The following is a 15,110-nucleotide window of genomic DNA, read 5'->3' as shown; positions in this document are numbered from 1 at the left end:
CCTGCCGCTAGCCCTTCAGCCCCGGCTTCACCTGCATGAGCGGCAGGAGGTCGGCCATCTCCGGCCCCCGGTCGCGGCCGGTGACGGCCCGGCGGAGCGGCATGAAAAGGCCCTTGCCCTTGCGGCCGGAGGCCTCCTTGACGGCGGCGGTCCACTCCCCCCAGGTCTCCGGCCCGTAGGGCGGCTCGCCGAGGAGCGAGAACGCTTCGGTGACGAAGGCTTCGTCTTCCGCCTCGGCGCGCCCGGCGCGGCCGGTGGAGATCACCTCCCACCAGGGGGCGAGGTCGCCCATGGTGGCGATGTTCTCGCGCACCATCTCCCAGAAGCGGGGGCCGAGATCGGCCGGCACGCCGGCATCGGCGATGGCCTCCGCCACCTCTTGATAGGGCCGCGCGGCGAGGACGCGGGCGGTCAGTGGCCCGAGGTCGGCCTTGTCGAACTTGGTCGGCGCGGGGCCGAAGGTGTCGAGCTTGAAGCCCGCCACGACCTCGTCGATCGAGGCGCGCAGCTCCACCGGCTCCGACGAGCCGAGCCGCGCCATGAGGCTGATCACCGCCTCCGGCGCGATGCCCTCGGCGCGGAGGTCGCGGAGCGACAGGGTGCCGAGCCGCTTCGAGAGCGCCTCGCCCTCCGGCCCGGTCAGCAGCGAATGGTGGGCGAAGCGGGGGACCGTGCCGCCCAAAGCCTCGATGATCTGGATCTGCGTCGCGGTGTTGGTGACATGGTCGGAGCCGCGGACGATGTCCGTCACGCCCATCTCGACGTCATCCACCACCGAAGCCAGCGTGTAGAGCACCTGGCCGGAATCCTTGATGAGCACCGGGTCGGAGACGGAGGCGGCATCGATGGAGATAGGCCCCAGGATCCCGTCCTCCCACTCGATCCGCTCGCGGTCGAGGAGGAACCGCCAGTGCGAGCCGCCGCGTTCGGCGCGGAGGCGATCCTTCTCTTCGTCCGAAAGCTCCAGCGCCGCGCGGTCATAGACCGGCGGCTTGCCCATGTTCAGCTGCTTCTTGCGCTTGAGGTCGAGCTCCACCGGCGTCTCGAAGCACTCGTAGAGCCGGCCCATGCCGATGAGCTTCTCCTTGGCCGCCATGTAGCGGTCCAGCCGGTCGGATTGCTTCTCGACCCGGTCCCAGGAGAGGCCCAGCCAGCCCAGATCCTCGAAGATGCCCTCGATGAACTCGGGCTTCGAGCGCTCGGCGTCGGTGTCGTCGATGCGCAGGATGAACGTGCCGCCGGACTGACGCGCGATGGCATAGTTGAAGAGCGCCGCACGCAGGTTGCCGATATGCAGCCAGCCGGTCGGAGAAGGGGCAAAACGGGTCGTTGTCATGGCCATCGCCTCTTTCACAAGGGGCCGGTCTTGTCCATATCGCAGAGCATGGAGTGGATGGCCCCGAGCTGCGACGAGATCGAGGAGGCGGCCCGTCAGGTGGTGGCGGCGCTGCCCGAGGCGTTCCGCGCCCGCGCCGCCGAGGTGGCCCTGCGGGTGGTGGAGTTCGCGCCGGATGACATCCTGAAGGACATGGAGGCGGAGCCCTTCGAGCTCTCGGGCCTCTATGACGGCATCCCGCTGACGCAGAAAAGCGCCTTCGACCAGCCGGCGGGGCCCGACACCGTCTGGCTCTTCCGCCGGCCGATCCTCGATGAATGGGCGGAGCGCGGCGACGTGACGCTCGCCGCGCTGGTCGCCCATGTGACGATCCACGAATTCGCGCATCATTTCGGCTGGTCCGACGACGATATCGCGAAAATCGACGAGTGGTGGACCTGACGCCCCCCTCGCTGTCTTTCAGATAGACCGGGGGGACGCGGCCCCCGGGCCGACGGGGGCAGCGCCCCCACCCCCGCCAGCAACAGGAGCCCCCGATGCCCCACAAGCGCTACCAGATCGGCGAGATCGAGGTCATCGTCCTCGGCGCCGCCGCCTTCCCCACCGAGGATCCGCACAAGACCTTCGGGCAGGATGTCGATGACGCCACCTTCGCCGCCGCGGCGGAGGCGGATTTCGTGCCGACGGACCGGTCTGTCTCGTCCTTCTCGCCGGTGGTCATCCGCTCCGCAGGACAGACCGCTCTGTTCGACGCCGCGCTCAACCCCGGGCAGATCACCGGTGCCCTCGCCGAGGCCGGGCTCGCCCCGGGGGAGATCGACATCGTCGTCCTCACCCATATGCATGGCGACCATGTGGGCGGGCTCGGCGGCGAGGACGGCTCCGTCACCTTCCCCGATGCGGCCTATGTGACCGGCGGCGTCGAATGGGCCCATTGGTCCGCCGCAGATTACGCGCCCTTCGAGGGCAAGGTCCGCCCGCTCGCCGAGCGCTTCGAGTTCATCGAGCCGGGGGCGGAGGTGGTGCCGGGCGTGACCGCGGTCGAGGCCTATGGCCATACGCCCGGCCACATGGCCTTCATGATCGAAAGCGGCGGCGCGCGGCTCTTCCACATGGTCGACACGGCGAACCACCATGTCTTCTCGCTGGCGCATCCCGACTGGGTGGTCGGCTTCGACCATGACAAGCTCCTGGCGGCCTCGACCCGGCACCGGCTTCTCGGCATGGCGGCGGACGAGCGGCTGCCGGTGATCGGCTATCACATGCCCTTCCCCTGCGCCGGCTTCGTCGAGCGGCGGGGCACGGGCTTCCGCTGGATCCCGGCGACCTACCAGCTCTCGGGCGCGGCAAAAGCGGATCGTTGATCTGACGCATGGACATGGGGCCGCCCCTGCGGCTAACTCCACCGGCATTTGCCGGGAGAGGGGGACCCATGCGCGATATTCTGACGGTGACGCTGAACCCGGCGCTCGACATCTCGACGGAGGTCGACGGCGTCGTGCCGGGCCTCAAGCTGCGCTGCGACGCGCCGCGCGCCGACCCGGGCGGCGGCGGCATCAACGTCAGCCGGGCCATCCGGCTCCTTGGCGGCCATGCCCGCACCTTCGCGGTGCTGACCGGCGCGACCGGCGCGCGGATGGCGCAGATCCTCACCGAGACCGGTCACCACCTCATCACCTTCTCGGGCGCGACCGAGACGCGGCAGAGCCTCGCGGTGATCGACCGGCTGACCGGGGCGCAATACCGCTTCATGCTGCCGGGGCCGGACTGGCCGGAGGATGTGGCGCCGCAGGTCATCGAGCGGATCGAGCATGAGACGCAGCCGGGCTCCATCGTCGTCATCTCCGGCTCGCTGCCGCCGGGCTGCCAGCCGGAGGTGATCTCGCAGCTCGTGGCGAAGCTCAATGCCCGCCGGGTGGAGACCATCGTCGACACCTCCGGCAAGGCGCTGCACCATGTGGCGGGCCCCGATCACGGCGCGCCGCCGACCGTTCTGCGCATGAACATGACCGAGGCCGACGACCTCGCCGGCCGGCCGCTGCGCTCGCTGGCGGAGACGGCGGATTTCGCGTCGTCGCTCGTCGCGCGCGGCATCGCCACCATCGCCATCGTGGCGCGCGGGCCGGAGGGCAGCGTGCTCGCCACCGCCGAGGGTCGCTGGCATTCCCATGCCGCCGACGTGCCCGTCCGCTCCAAGGTCGGGGCCGGCGACAGCTTCGTCGGCGCCTTCACGCTGGCCTTCTCGCGCGGGATGCCGCTGCCGGACTGCCTGTCCTGGGGCGTCGCCTCGGGGTCCGCCGCGGTGATGACCGAAGGCACGGCGCTCTGCGAGCCGGAGGATTTCAACCGGCTGCTGCCTTTGTGCCCGGCCGCAGAGATCTGAGGGATGGTGCGGGGGCTGCCGCCCCCGGTCGGGTCGGTATTTGGAGAAATGCGAGGGCTAGAGGGCGGCTTCGATGAGGCAGACGGTCTCGGCGAGGCCGTCCTCGGCTGAGAGGGCCTCTGCCAGCGCCTGCGCCCGGTCGCGCTTGTCCGGATCGTCCGTCGCGCGGATCGCGTCCGCGAGGCGCGCGGCCGTGAGCCGGCGGCGGGGGAGCGGCGGGGCGCCGACCCCAAGCGCCACCGTGCGCGCGGCCCAGAAGGGCTGGTCGGCGAAGAAGGGCACCACAGCCTGCGGCACCCCGGCATGGAAGGCCTCCGCCGTCGTGCCGGCGCCGCCGTGGTGAACCACCGCCGCCATACGGGGGAAGAGCCAGGCGTAGGGCATGGGCGGGAGGGCGAGGAGGTTCTCCGACGCCGCCACCTCCAGCCCGGCCCAGCCGCGCGCCACCACGCCCCGCCGCCCCGCGAGGGCCAGTGCCTCGGCGATGAGCCGCCCAAGCCCCTCCGGATCGCGGCTCGGCATCGAGCCGAAGCCGACGAAGACCGGCGGCGGGCCGGCGGCGAGGAAGGCCGCGAGCTCCGGCGGCGGCTCGAAGGGCGCCGGCGGCAGGCGCCAGAAGCCTGTCATCTTCGCCCGCGCCGGCCAGTCGGCCGGCCGGGGCAGCACCTTGGGGCTGATGGCATGGAGGAGCGGCATCTCCCCCGCCCCCGGCGGGCGCATCACCTCCGCCGCGCGGCGGATCGGCGGCAGGCCGAGCCCGGCGCGGAAGGCGTTCACCCGCCCCCGGAACCCGGCGTAGGAGAGGCTGACCAGCCGGTAGCTCGCACGGTTGAGCGCGCCGAGGCGCATGTCGCCGAGGCTGGCGGAGAAAGCGGCGGTGGGCTCGAGAAGCGGCTGCAGGGTCACGAGGAAGGCCGGCACGCGGAGCGCCTCCGCCAGATGCCCGCCGGCCATGGCCTTGGGGTGGAAGACCAAGGCCTCCGGCCGCACCGCCCCGGCCGCGGCCGCCGCGTCCGCCATCATCCGGGCGTTGAGTTCCCCGGCACCGCGGGAGAGGCGCGCCCCGGCCGCCACCCGCCCGAGGAGCCCGCCCGTGCCCTCGATCATCGCCTGCCCCGCGGGGCTGTCGATGAGATCGAGCGAGGCGCCGTCGATGGGGGCGAAGGCGAGGCCCGCCTCGCGGGCCCAGCCTTCGAAGCGCGGCGCCGTCGCCAGCGTCACGGCGTGGCCGGCCGCCCGCAGCGCGAGACCGAGCGCCACGAAAGGCTCGACATCGCCGCGCGAGCCGTAGGTCAGAAGCAGAAGTCGTGCCATGAAGGCCCCCCTCGGGAGGCAAGGTGCCGCGCGGCGCCGCTCCGGTTCAACCGGAGGCGCGGATCATCGGCGCGGCGGGGAAGCTGGCTGGGGAGGCAGGACTCGAACCTGCAACCTACGGTACCAAAAACCGGCGCGCTACCATTGCGCCACTCCCCAGCAGCGAGCCGTTCTCTACGAAAACACCCGATGGGACGCAAGGGGCGAAATCGGGGGAGTTTGCCAGGGGCCGGGCGCCTCACTCATGCGCCGCCTCGTTGCTCAGAAGGTCTTGTTCGCGGCCGCGTTCGGCATCGGCGATCCTGTCGAGCGCGCCGTCGGCATCGGCGGTGACGGCGGCCACCGGCTCTGCCCCTTCGCGGGGGGTGGCGGGGGCGCCCTGGGCCTCGCCGCGGCCTTCCGACAGGGTTTCGAGACTGCCGGCGATGTTCACATTGTAGGTGTCACTCGGCATGTCGATGCCGGCCTCGGTGAAGGCGAGCATGACCTGCCGCATCGCCTCGCCCCGCGCCTTCAGGATCGAGGTCTCGCGCTGGTCGATCCAGCCGACGGTGGTGATCTCCACCCCGCCGGGCTTCACCTCGCCGAGCCAGGCCTGGGCGCCGGGCGTCTCCAGCACGAAGGGCAGCGCCTGCACCGTCTCCGCCGCCAGCTCGCTCGCGGCCATGAGGTCGACGGCCGGATCCACCGTCAGCGTGAAGAGGAAGCGCCGCTCGACGTTCTGCGTGTAGTTGACGATCCGGCTCTTGAAGACGGTCGCATTGGGGATGCGGATGTGGTTGCCGTCGAAGGAGAGGATGATCGTCGCCCGCGAGGTCAGTCGGATCACCTTGCCCTCGTCACCGCCGATCTCGATCACGTCGTTCGGCCGGAAGGGCTGGCGGATCGAGAGCATGACGGACGCGATGTAGTTCTCCACCGTGTCGCGCACGGCGAAACCGACGGCGAGGCCGACGATGCCGGCGGCGCCGAGGATGGTGCCGAGAAGCGCCGAGGCATCGGCCACATCTAGCGCCAGCACGATGGCGATGACGATGAAGACCACCATCACCGCCTGCCGGTAGAGATTGGCGATGAAGGCATTGGGCGCCAGCCGCTCCCAGGGCTGCTTCATGCGCGAGAGCCCGGCGCCGATGGCGACGATGGCCACGAAGAGAAGGATGGCGATGAGCAGGAGCGGCAGCGCCGTATAGACCTGCCACATCCGCGCCTGGAAGCGCTCGAGCGCCGGGTTGAGCTTGCGCGCGAGGTCCGCCGTCTCCGCCGCCTGGTTGCGGATGGCGACGACCCCGTCAATCCGGGCGGCGAGGTCGCTGAGCGCCTCCGCCTCGGTCAGCGAATCGGTGGTGCCGCGGAACGTGACGATGCCATGGGTGACGACGACGGTGACATCCTCGTAGCCGCCCAGATCGGCGAGGATCTCGCGGATGCGCGTGGCGATGGCGGCATCGGTGGCGCCGTCGCTTTCCGCCGAGATCGGGCCGGTCGGGGTGACCTCCTGCGCCGTGGCGGCGGAGGGGGCGAGGGCGGGCAGCAGGAGCAGCACGCAGAAAATCAGGCGAATCAAGGGCATGAGGCAATTCCGTCGGGCACGAATGGGCGGAGCCTAACGGCGGCCGGCGGCCGGGGGAAGCCTCGGGGCGCCGCGAGCGCCCCGCCAGTAGGACCGCCCGGCGGCACGCCCCTCACCCGCGCCAGCCGAGCCCCGCCTCGACCGCGCCCCTCGGGCGGTAATTGGCGCTGACCCAGCCGGCATAGCCTGCCGCATCCAGCGCCGCGAAGAAGGCGGGATAGTCGATCTCGCCGCCCGCGGGCTCACCCCGCCCCGGCGCGCCCGCCACCTGCACATGCCGCACCTGCGGAGCCAGCCGATCCCAGAGGCCCGGCACATCGCCCGTCATCTCGTGCATATGCCAGGCGTCGAAGGCGAGCCCGAGCGAGGGGAGCCCCGCCGCCTCGACGATCTCCGCCGCGAGGAGCGGATCGCCCAGATAGGCGCCCGGATGCACCTTGGGCGAGACCGGGCGGAGGAGGAGCCCGATGCCCTCCGCCGCCTCCGCCGCCTCCGCCGCCTCGGCGAGGTTCTCCAGCAGGCAGCGCCGCGCCGCGTCCCGGTCGGCCCCCTCCGCCACCGCGCCGGTCATCAGCACAAGCTGCTCCGCGCCCAGCGCCCGCGCATAGCGCAGCGATCGACGCAGATCGCCTCGAAAGCGCGTCTCCAGCCCCGGCACCGCCGCGAAGCCGCGCTGGCCGCCGGTGTAGTTGGGCGGCGGGCAGGAGATGGTGGCGACGGTGAGGCCGAGGAGCCGCAGCGCCTCCGCCAGCTCGGGAACGGCGGCGCCGTAGGGGTCGGGGATGTCGACCGCGGTGAACCCCGCATCGGCGGCCCGCAGCGCGGCCTCGGGAAGGCTGAGCCCCGGCCAGAGCGCCGCGAGATCGGCCGCGAAGCGGGGCATCAGGTCTCGAGCTCGGCGGCGTCGATAAGCGGGAAGAACGCCCCGCCGGAGGCGAGCCCGAAGCGCAGCACCCCGTCCACCTCCCGCCGTTCGCCGATCTCGGCGAGCCGGTAGAAGCTCTTGCGGTCGATGAGCGCCCAGAGCCCGCCGCGGATCAGCACATAGGGCGCCGGCTCGCCCGTCTCGGCGTCGCGCTCGACGCGGATCGGGTGATCCTCCCCCGCCGTCGCGCGGTCGCCGAGGTTGGTGAGGAAGGTGAGCCCGCCCTCCCCCCGCTCGAAATCGACGGCCATGAAGGGCGCGTCCTCCACCTGGATGCGCACCTTCTCGACCGGGGTGACGAGGAAGTAGTCCTCCCCCTCGCGCTTCAGGATCGTCGAGAAGAGCCGCACCAGCTCCGGCCGGCCGATGGGCGTGCCGAGGTAGAACCACGTGCCGTCCCTTGCGATCCGCATGTCGAGATCGCCGCAGAAGGGCGGGTCCCATTTCTCGACCGGCGGCAGGCCGCGCCCGCCCGCCGCGCGCGCGGCAGCGGCGATGCGGCCGGCGGCTTCGCCCGGGTGACCGCCCGTCTCCGGGTGGAACAGGCGGCGATCTCTCTGGAATGTGTTGGCCATGGGATTTGCGCCGCGTATCAGAATGCTGGCAGGGTAGCAGCGTTACGCCGAGGGCCAAGGAGAATTCACATGCAAGCCGAGGAAGACCTCGTCGCCTCCATCGAAAGCCTGGGCGCCCGCCTGGGCGAGGCAAGGGCCGCCATCGCCCGCCGCTTCATCGGTCAGGAGCGGGTCGTCGACCTGTCGCTCGCCGCGCTCGTCTGCGGCGGCCATGCGCTGCTCGTCGGCCTCCCCGGCCTCGGCAAGACCCGCCTGGTGGACACGCTGGCCACCGTCATGGGCCTGCAGCCGAGCCGCATCCAGTTCACGCCCGACCTCATGCCGGCGGACATCCTCGGCTCCGAAGTGCTCGAGACCGCCGCCGACGGCGGGCGGTCCTTCCGCTTCATCGAGGGCCCGATCTTCTGCCAGCTCCTGATGGCCGACGAGATCAACCGCGCCTCGCCGCGGACGCAATCGGCGCTTCTTCAGGCCATGCAGGAGCGCGAGGTGACCATCGCCGGCACCCATCACCCGCTCGGCCGCCCCTTCCATGTGCTCGCCACGCAGAACCCGATCGAGCAGGAGGGTACCTATCCGCTGCCCGAGGCCCAGCTCGACCGGTTCCTGATGCAGATCGACGTGCCCTACCCCAGCCGCAGCGCCGAGACCGAGATCCTGCTCGCCACCACCGGCTCCGAGGATGCGGCGACCCACGCCGTCTTCTCCGGCGAGGAGCTGATCGCCGCGCAGGCGCTTTTGCGGCGGATGCCGGTCGGCGAGGGCATCGTCGAGATGATCCTCGATCTTGTCCGCGCATGCCGGCCGGGCGAGCCCGAGGCGCCCGACTACGTGCGCGCCTCGCTTTCCTGGGGCCCCGGCCCGCGCGCCGCGCAGGCGCTGATGCTGGCCGTGCGCGCCGAGGCGCTGATCCACGGCCGCCTCGCCCCCTCCGCCGAGGATGTCGCCCGGCTGGCGCCGCCGATCCTCAAGCACCGCATGGCGCTCGGCTTCGCGGCGCGGGCGCGGGGCGAGAGCCTCGACGGCCTGATCGACCGCGTGACCGAGGAGGTCACACGGATCGGCCGCGCCGCGTGAGCTCCGCCGCCGATCTCCGCTCGGGTGCCGAGGCGCTGGCCGCCCCGCTGCCGCCGCTCCTCGCCTCGGCCGAGCAGCTCGCGGCGAGCGTGGCTCTGGGCCAGCACGGTCGGCGCCGGGCGGGCATCGGCGACAGCTTCTGGCAATACCGCCCGAGCCATCAGGGCGACCCGGGCCACCGGATCGACTGGCGCCGCTCGGGCAAGACCGACCAGACCTTCGTCGCCGACAAGGAATGGCAGATCGCCCAGTCGGTGACGCTCTGGGTCGACCGCTCCGCGGCGATGCGCCACGCCTCCTCCAACCGCCTGCCGCAGAAGGCGGAGCGCGCCCGGCTTCTGGCGCTTGCGCTCGCCAGCCTCATGATCCGCGGCGGCGAGCGGGTGGGGCTCACCGGCTCCACCGCCTCGGGCCGCGGCCTGCCGCCCCGGCCGGGAGAGACCCAGCTCACCCGCCTCGCCCAGGCGCTGACGGAGGAAGAGGCCGAGGATTACGGCCTCCCCGGCCACGAGGGCCTGCCGCCCCATTCCCGCAGCGTCTTCCTCAGCGATTTCCTGGCGGACCCGGGCCCGGTGGAGGCCGCCGTCACGCGCGCCGCCGACCAGGGCATCCGCGGCGCGCTCCTGCAGGTGCTGGACCCGGAGGAGCAAAGCTTCCCCTTCCGCGGCCGCACGCTCTTCGAGAGCGGCACCGGCGCGCTCCGCCACGAGACGCTGAAGGCCGACGCGCTCCGCCAGCGCTATCTGGATCGCCTCGCCGAGCGGCAGGACAGGCTTGCCGCCCTCGCCCGGCTGACCGGCTGGCTCTTCACGACCCATGTCACCTCCGAGCCCGCCGCGCCCGCGCTCCTGTGGCTCTACACCGCGCTGGACCAGCGCGCCTGACATGATGCCCTCCGCCCTCCCCTCCCTCGCCCCGGCCCCATCCGTGCCCTTCGGTCGCGCCGCCCTGCCCTCGCGCCGGCGCCGCCTTCATCTGGCCATAAGTATCGCCGGGGGGCTCGGGGGGCTGGCCCCCCGACCGCCGCAACCAGGACCGACCCGATGACCCTTCTCGGCCCCCTCGGGTTCACCGCCCCCTGGCTGCTTCTCGGCCTCGTCCTTTTGCCGCTTCTCTGGCTGATCCTGCGTGCGATCCCGCCCGCGCCGATCCGCCGGCGCTTTCCGGCGGTCGCGCTGCTCCTCGGCCTCGGCGATGACGAGACGCAGACCGACCGCACCCCGTGGTGGCTCCTCCTTCTGCGGCTTCTTGCCCTCGGCCTCGTCATCCTCGGCTTCGCGGGGCCGGTGCTGAACCCCTCCGAGCGCGCCCCGGGCACGGGGCCGCTCCTCGTTCTCACCGATGCGACCTGGGCCGATGCGCCCGACTGGGCCGAGCGGCAGGGGCGGATCGAGGTACTCCTCTCCGAGGCCCGCCGCCTCGGGCGCCCCGTGGCGCTGGTGGCGCTCACCGACCTGCCGCCCGAAGGCCCCGTCTTCACCCCGGCCGAGGCGCTCGCGCCGACGCTGCCCGGGCTCCAGCCGGCTCCCTTCGAGCCGGCCGACCCGGCCGATTTCGCCGCCAGCCTCACCGGCAGCTTCGAGACCATCTGGCTCTCCGACGGGCTGGCCCGCCCCTCGCGCGGGCCGCTCCTTGAGGCGCTGCAATCCCACGGGCCGGTCCGCGTCCACCAGACGCCGCGCACGATCCTCGCGCTCCGCCCGCTCCGCAGCGAAAGCGGCGAGGTGGTGCTCTCCGCCACGCGCACGCCCGTCGGGCCGGAGCTCGAGGTCGCCGCCGCCGCCATCGGGCTCGACCCCTCCGGGCTCGAGCGCCCGCTCGAGGAGGTCACGCTCCACTTCGCCGCCGGCGCGGCGGAGGCGGAGGTGCGGCTCGACCTGCCGCCCGAACTCCGCAACCGGCTGACCCGCGTCGAGCTGCCCGGCCGCCGCTCCGCCGCCGCCGTGCAACTCACCGGCGATGCGCTCCGCCGCCGCGAGATCGCGCTCCTCGACGGCGGCTCCTCGGGCGAGCTGCCGGAGCTCCTCTCGCCGCTGCACTACCTGCAGGAGGCGCTGGAGCCCTCCGCCGACCTCACCCAGGGCACGCTGGGCGATGTGATCCTCGCCAATCCCGATGCCATCATCCTCGCCGATGTCGCCGAGATCCCGGCCGAGGAGGCGGAGGCGCTGGTGACCTGGGTTGAGGAGGGCGGCCTTCTCCTCCGCTTCGCCGGGCCGCGCATGGCGGCCGCCGATACGCCGGCGGGCAAGACCGATCCGCTCCTGCCCGTGCGGCTGCGCGCCGGGGGCCGCTCCGTCGGCGGCGCCATGAGCTGGGGGGAGCCGAAGGCGCTCGCGCCCTTCGAGGCCGGCTCGCCCTTCTACGGCCTGCCCGTCCCCGCAGACATCGCCGTCCGCGCCCAGGTGCTGGCCCAGCCCGGGCCGGACCTCGCCCCCAGCGTCATCGCGTCGCTGGCCGACGGCACGCCGCTGGTGACGCGGAAGGAGATGGGCGCCGGGCAGGTGATCCTCTTCCATGTCACGGCGAATGCCGAATGGTCATCACTGCCGCTCTCCGGCCTCTTCGTGCAGATGCTGGAGCGGCTGGCGCTGACCGCCGGCGCCCCCGGCGAGGCGGCGGAGGCGCTCGAGGGCACCACCTGGCAGCCCGAACATTTCACCGATGCCTTCGGCCGGCTCCAGCCCGCCACCGATGCGCCCGGCGTCGCCGGCGCGGCGCTGGCCGAGGGGCCTTTGGGGCCGGAGCGGCGGCCGGGGCTCTATACCTCCGGCGAGCGGGCGCTCGCCATCAACGTCGGCACCGACGAGACGGCGCTTGCCCCCGCCACCTGGCCCGACGATGTGCCGGTGGAGGGCATGGCCGCCCGCGCCGAGCTGCCCCTGCAGGGCGCGCTCCTGACCGTGGCCCTCGGCCTCCTCCTCCTCGACCTCGTGGCCTCGCTGGCGCTTGCCGGGCGGCTTCGCGGCGGGCGTGCGGTCGCCGGCGCCCTCGCCCTCGGGCTCGCGGTCACGCTCGCGCCCTCCGGCCCCCGGGCTCAGGAGGCGGGCCCGCAAGGGCCCGATGACTTCGCCGCCGCCGCCACGGCGGAGGTGGTGCTCGCCCATGTGATCACGGGCGATGCGCGGCTCGACGAGCTGGCGGAGGCCGGCCTCCGCGGCCTCGGGCAGACGCTCTTTGCCCGCACCTCCATCGAGCCCGGGCCCCCCATGGGCGTCGATATCGAGCGGGACGAGCTCGCCTTCTTCCCGCTCCTCTACTGGCCCGTGACGGCCGACGCGGCCCTCCCCTCCCCCGCCGCCTATGACAAGCTCAACCGCTACCTGCGCGGCGGCGGCATGATCGTCTTCGACACGCGCGATTCCGATCTCGGCAGCTTCGGCGGCGGCACCCCCGAGGGGCGGATGCTGCAGGCCATCGCCCGGCCGCTCGACATCCCGCCCCTGGAGCCGCTGCCGCCCGACCATGTGCTCACCCGCAGCTTCTACCTCCTCCAGGATTTCCCCGGCCGCTATGCGAGCCATGACATCTGGGTGGAGGCGGCGCCGCCGGATGCGCAGGCGCTGGAGGGCATGCCCTTCCGCAATCTCAACGACGGCGTGACGCCGGTGGTGATCGGCGGCAATGACTGGGCGGCCGCCTGGGCGGTGGACGATCTCGGCGCGCCGCTCCTGCCCATCGGGCGGGGGCAGACGGGCGAGCGGCAGCGCGAGCTGGCTTTGCGCTTCGGGGTGAACCTCGTCATGCATGTGCTGACGGGCAACTACAAATCCGACCAGGTCCATGTTCCGGCCCTTCTTGAAAGGCTCGGGCAATGACCGGCACGCTGATCTTCGACCCGCTTCTCACCTGGCCCGTCGTCTGGGTGGCCGCCGCGCTCGGGCTCCTCGGCCTCGTCCTGTCGCTCTGGCGCCGCCAGCGGGGCGCGCTCTTCCGCGGCCTCGCCGCCGCCGTGCTCGTCCTCGCGCTCTCCGGCCCCTCCCTGCAGGAGGAGGAGCGGCAGGCGCTCTCCGATATCGTCATCGCGGTGGTGGACGAGAGCGCCAGCCAGCGCATCGCCACCCGCCCCGACCAGAATGAGGAGGCGCTCGCCCATCTCCGCCGCGCCGTCGCGGCCCGCGAGAATACCGAGCTGCGCGTCGTGACCATCGGCGACGGCGAGGAGGATTCCGGCACGCTCCTGATGACCGCCCTCACCGAGGCCATCGCCGAGGAGCCGATGGGCCGCATTGCCGGCGTGGTGCTCCTCTCCGACGGGCGGCTCCATGACCTCGAGCGGGCGCCGGTGCTGCCGGCGCCGACGCATCTCCTCCTCACCGGCGAGCCGGAGGATTGGGACCGGCGGCTCATCGTGAGGAACGCCCCCGATTTCGCCATTCTCGGAGAGCAGATCTCGCTGACGCTCCGGCTGGAGGATCAGGGCGCCGCGCCGGACGATGGCGGATCCATCCCGCTCTCGATCTCGATCGACGGGGCGGAGCCGCTGCAGTTCGAGGTGCCGGCCGGCGAGGATGTCGACCTGCCGCTGACCCTGCCGCATGGCGGCATGAACGTGCTGCAGTTCTCGACCCCCGTGGTCGAGGGCGAGCTGACTGGCCGCAACAACGAGGCCGTCGTGCAGATCAACGGCGTGCGCGACCGGCTGCGGGTGCTGCTCGTCTCCGGCGAGCCCCATGCGGGCGAGCGAACCTGGCGGAACCTCCTGAAGGCCGATGCCGCCGTCGACCTCGTGCATTTCACGATCCTGAGGCCGCCGGAGAAGCAGGACGGCGTGCCGGTGGATGAGCTCTCGCTCATCGCCTTCCCGACCCGCGAGCTGTTCCTCGAAAAGATCGACGAATTCGACCTCATCGTCTTCGACCGCTACTCGCGGCGCGGCATCCTGCCGACGGAATACTTCGAGAATATCGCCAATTACGTGCGCTACGGCGGCGCCATCCTTGTCGCCTCCGGCCCCGAATATGCCGGCGCCGCCTCGATCTACCGCTCGCCGCTCGGCTTCGTCCTGCCCGCTGCGCCAACCGCGCGGCTGGTGGAGAACGCCTTCGCGCCCCGCCTGACGGCGCCGGGGCTGCGCCATCCGGTCACTGCGGCGCTGGACGGCGCCAACGAGACGGTGGAGGACGACCCGACCTGGGGCCGCTGGTTCCGCCAGGTGGAGGTCGAGCCGGTGCCGGGCACCGAGATCGTCATGGAGGGCGAGGAGGGCCAGCCGCTTCTGGTGCTCAGCCGCGTCGGCGAAGGGCGCGTTGCCCTTCTCGCCTCGGACCAGGCCTGGCTCTGGGACAGGGGCTACGAGGGCGGCGGGCCCCAGCAGGAGCTGCTCCGCCGCCTCGCGCATTGGCTGATGAAGGAGCCCGAACTTGAGGAGGAGAGCCTCTGGGCCGAGCCCTCCGGTCAGACCATGCGCATCATCCGCCGCACGATGGCGGAGGAGACGCCGCCCGTCACCGTGACGGGCCCGGACGGCACGTCGAGCGACGTCGTGCTGGAGGAGGTCTCCCCCGGCCGGTTCGAGGCCCTTTGGGAGGCGCCGGAGATGGGGCTCTACCGGCTCTCCGACGGCGAGGAGGAGACGGTGATCGCCCTCGGCCCCGCCGCGCCGCGGGAGTTCGAGGAGACCATCGCCTCCGGCGCCGCGCTGGAGCCCCTTTTGGCCGAGACCGGCGGCGCCGTAGTGCCGGTGTCGGACGGCCTGCCGTCCCTCCGCGAGGTGCGCCCCGGCCGCCCGGCCGCCGGCCGCGGCTGGATCGGCATCACCCCGCGCGGCGCCTACCGGGCGACGGACCTGCGGGTCTCGCCGCTCCTGCCGGCCTGGGCCTTCCTGCTGCTCGCCGCCGGGCTGGTGCTGGCCGCCTGGATCCGCGAGGGGCGGCGGCTGTAGGGCCCGGTCAGGGTTATTCAGCAGAGCGCCTGCGGCGCATTCC

At 72.5% G+C, this 15,110-nt stretch carries 12 protein-coding genes and 1 tRNA gene; 7 read left to right on the top strand and 6 right to left on the bottom strand.

Annotated elements, in window-relative coordinates; translation table 11 throughout:
* Nucleotides 1–7: 7 nt before the first annotated feature.
* Entirely contained in the window at nucleotides 8–1,336 is a 1,329-nt protein-coding gene (gene gltX, locus ACAZ03_RS03045) for a glutamate--tRNA ligase (protein ID WP_373355885.1), read from the bottom strand.
* Nucleotides 1,337–1,384: 48 nt separating this feature from the next.
* Between gltX and ACAZ03_RS03040 the strand changes: the two genes are divergently transcribed.
* The 3 genes from ACAZ03_RS03040 to ACAZ03_RS03030 all read left to right on the top strand — a co-directional run bounded on the left by ACAZ03_RS03040 (nucleotide 1,385) and on the right by ACAZ03_RS03030 (nucleotide 3,719).
* Entirely contained in the window at nucleotides 1,385–1,777 is a 393-nt protein-coding gene (locus ACAZ03_RS03040; protein WP_373355883.1) for a metallopeptidase family protein, read from the top strand.
* Nucleotides 1,778–1,872: 95 nt separating this feature from the next.
* Nucleotides 1,873–2,700 carry an MBL fold metallo-hydrolase gene (locus tag ACAZ03_RS03035; RefSeq protein ID WP_373355882.1) on the top strand — a complete coding sequence of 276 codons (828 nt, stop codon included), beginning with the start codon at nucleotides 1,873–1,875 and terminating at the stop codon, nucleotides 2,698–2,700.
* Nucleotides 2,701–2,768: 68 nt separating this feature from the next.
* Entirely contained in the window at nucleotides 2,769–3,719 is a 951-nt protein-coding gene (locus tag ACAZ03_RS03030; protein ID WP_373355881.1) for a 1-phosphofructokinase family hexose kinase, read from the top strand.
* A 57-nt stretch (nucleotides 3,720–3,776) separates the two neighbouring features.
* Here the strand turns inward: ACAZ03_RS03030 and ACAZ03_RS03025 are convergent, their stop codons facing one another.
* The 5 genes from ACAZ03_RS03025 to ACAZ03_RS03005 all read right to left on the bottom strand — a co-directional run bounded on the left by ACAZ03_RS03025 (nucleotide 3,777) and on the right by ACAZ03_RS03005 (nucleotide 8,106).
* On the bottom strand, nucleotides 3,777–5,033 hold the full coding sequence (locus ACAZ03_RS03025; RefSeq protein ID WP_373355880.1) for a glycosyltransferase: 1,257 nt from the start codon (nucleotides 5,031–5,033) through the stop codon (nucleotides 3,777–3,779).
* 84 nt (nucleotides 5,034–5,117) lie between these two features.
* Nucleotides 5,118–5,192 (bottom strand) — tRNA-Gln (locus ACAZ03_RS03020).
* Nucleotides 5,193–5,271: 79 nt separating this feature from the next.
* Entirely contained in the window at nucleotides 5,272–6,606 is a 1,335-nt protein-coding gene (locus ACAZ03_RS03015; protein WP_373355879.1) for a mechanosensitive ion channel family protein, read from the bottom strand.
* 112 nt (nucleotides 6,607–6,718) lie between these two features.
* Complete coding sequence (locus ACAZ03_RS03010; protein WP_373355878.1) at nucleotides 6,719–7,489, bottom strand: hydroxypyruvate isomerase family protein; 771 nt, start codon at nucleotides 7,487–7,489, stop codon at nucleotides 6,719–6,721.
* Complete coding sequence (locus tag ACAZ03_RS03005) at nucleotides 7,489–8,106, bottom strand: DUF1285 domain-containing protein (RefSeq protein WP_373355877.1); 618 nt, start codon at nucleotides 8,104–8,106, stop codon at nucleotides 7,489–7,491. Before ACAZ03_RS03005 ends, ACAZ03_RS03010 begins: the two co-directional genes overlap by 1 nt.
* 69 nt (nucleotides 8,107–8,175) lie before the next feature.
* Here ACAZ03_RS03005 and ACAZ03_RS03000 point away from each other — a divergent pair, with 69 nt between their 5' ends.
* The 4 genes from ACAZ03_RS03000 (at nucleotide 8,176) to ACAZ03_RS02985 (ending at nucleotide 15,067) form a co-directional block, all read left to right on the top strand.
* Nucleotides 8,176–9,183 carry an AAA family ATPase gene (locus ACAZ03_RS03000; protein WP_373355876.1) on the top strand — a complete coding sequence of 336 codons (1,008 nt, stop codon included), beginning with the start codon at nucleotides 8,176–8,178 and terminating at the stop codon, nucleotides 9,181–9,183.
* A complete protein-coding gene (locus ACAZ03_RS02995) occupies nucleotides 9,180–10,067 on the top strand; it encodes a DUF58 domain-containing protein (RefSeq protein ID WP_373355875.1) in 888 nt (295 codons plus the stop codon). Before ACAZ03_RS03000 ends, ACAZ03_RS02995 begins: the two co-directional genes overlap by 4 nt.
* 159 nt (nucleotides 10,068–10,226) lie before the next feature.
* Nucleotides 10,227–13,001, top strand: a complete 2,775-nt coding sequence (locus tag ACAZ03_RS02990; RefSeq protein ID WP_373355874.1) for a DUF4159 domain-containing protein — start codon at nucleotides 10,227–10,229, stop codon at nucleotides 12,999–13,001.
* Nucleotides 12,998–15,067 (top strand): hypothetical protein, encoded by a 2,070-nt coding sequence (locus tag ACAZ03_RS02985; RefSeq protein WP_373355873.1) that lies wholly within the window; start codon nucleotides 12,998–13,000, stop codon nucleotides 15,065–15,067. The genes ACAZ03_RS02990 and ACAZ03_RS02985 overlap by 4 nt, the downstream gene beginning before the upstream one ends.
* Nucleotides 15,068–15,110: the final 43 nt, after the last annotated feature.

Source organism: Pseudoroseicyclus sp. CXY001 (assembly GCF_041714655.1).
GTDB lineage: Bacteria > Pseudomonadota > Alphaproteobacteria > Rhodobacterales > Rhodobacteraceae > Pseudoroseicyclus_A.
Note: the sequence above shows the minus strand (reverse complement) of the source record. Positions and strands in the feature narration are given on the sequence as shown.

Coding starts and splice junctions, on each gene's coding strand:
- gltX (WP_373355885.1), bottom strand. CDS start 1,336: ATGACAACGACCCGTTTTGCCCCTTCTCCGACCGGCTGGCTGCATATC.
- ACAZ03_RS03040 (WP_373355883.1), top strand. CDS start 1,385: ATGGAGTGGATGGCCCCGAGCTGCGACGAGATCGAGGAGGCGGCCCGT.
- ACAZ03_RS03035 (WP_373355882.1), top strand. CDS start 1,873: ATGCCCCACAAGCGCTACCAGATCGGCGAGATCGAGGTCATCGTCCTC.
- ACAZ03_RS03030 (WP_373355881.1), top strand. CDS start 2,769: ATGCGCGATATTCTGACGGTGACGCTGAACCCGGCGCTCGACATCTCG.
- ACAZ03_RS03025 (WP_373355880.1), bottom strand. CDS start 5,033: ATGGCACGACTTCTGCTTCTGACCTACGGCTCGCGCGGCGATGTCGAG.
- ACAZ03_RS03015 (WP_373355879.1), bottom strand. CDS start 6,606: ATGCCCTTGATTCGCCTGATTTTCTGCGTGCTGCTCCTGCTGCCCGCC.
- ACAZ03_RS03010 (WP_373355878.1), bottom strand. CDS start 7,489: ATGCCCCGCTTCGCGGCCGATCTCGCGGCGCTCTGGCCGGGGCTCAGC.
- ACAZ03_RS03005 (WP_373355877.1), bottom strand. CDS start 8,106: ATGGCCAACACATTCCAGAGAGATCGCCGCCTGTTCCACCCGGAGACG.
- ACAZ03_RS03000 (WP_373355876.1), top strand. CDS start 8,176: ATGCAAGCCGAGGAAGACCTCGTCGCCTCCATCGAAAGCCTGGGCGCC.
- ACAZ03_RS02990 (WP_373355874.1), top strand. CDS start 10,227: ATGACCCTTCTCGGCCCCCTCGGGTTCACCGCCCCCTGGCTGCTTCTC.
- ACAZ03_RS02985 (WP_373355873.1), top strand. CDS start 12,998: ATGACCGGCACGCTGATCTTCGACCCGCTTCTCACCTGGCCCGTCGTC.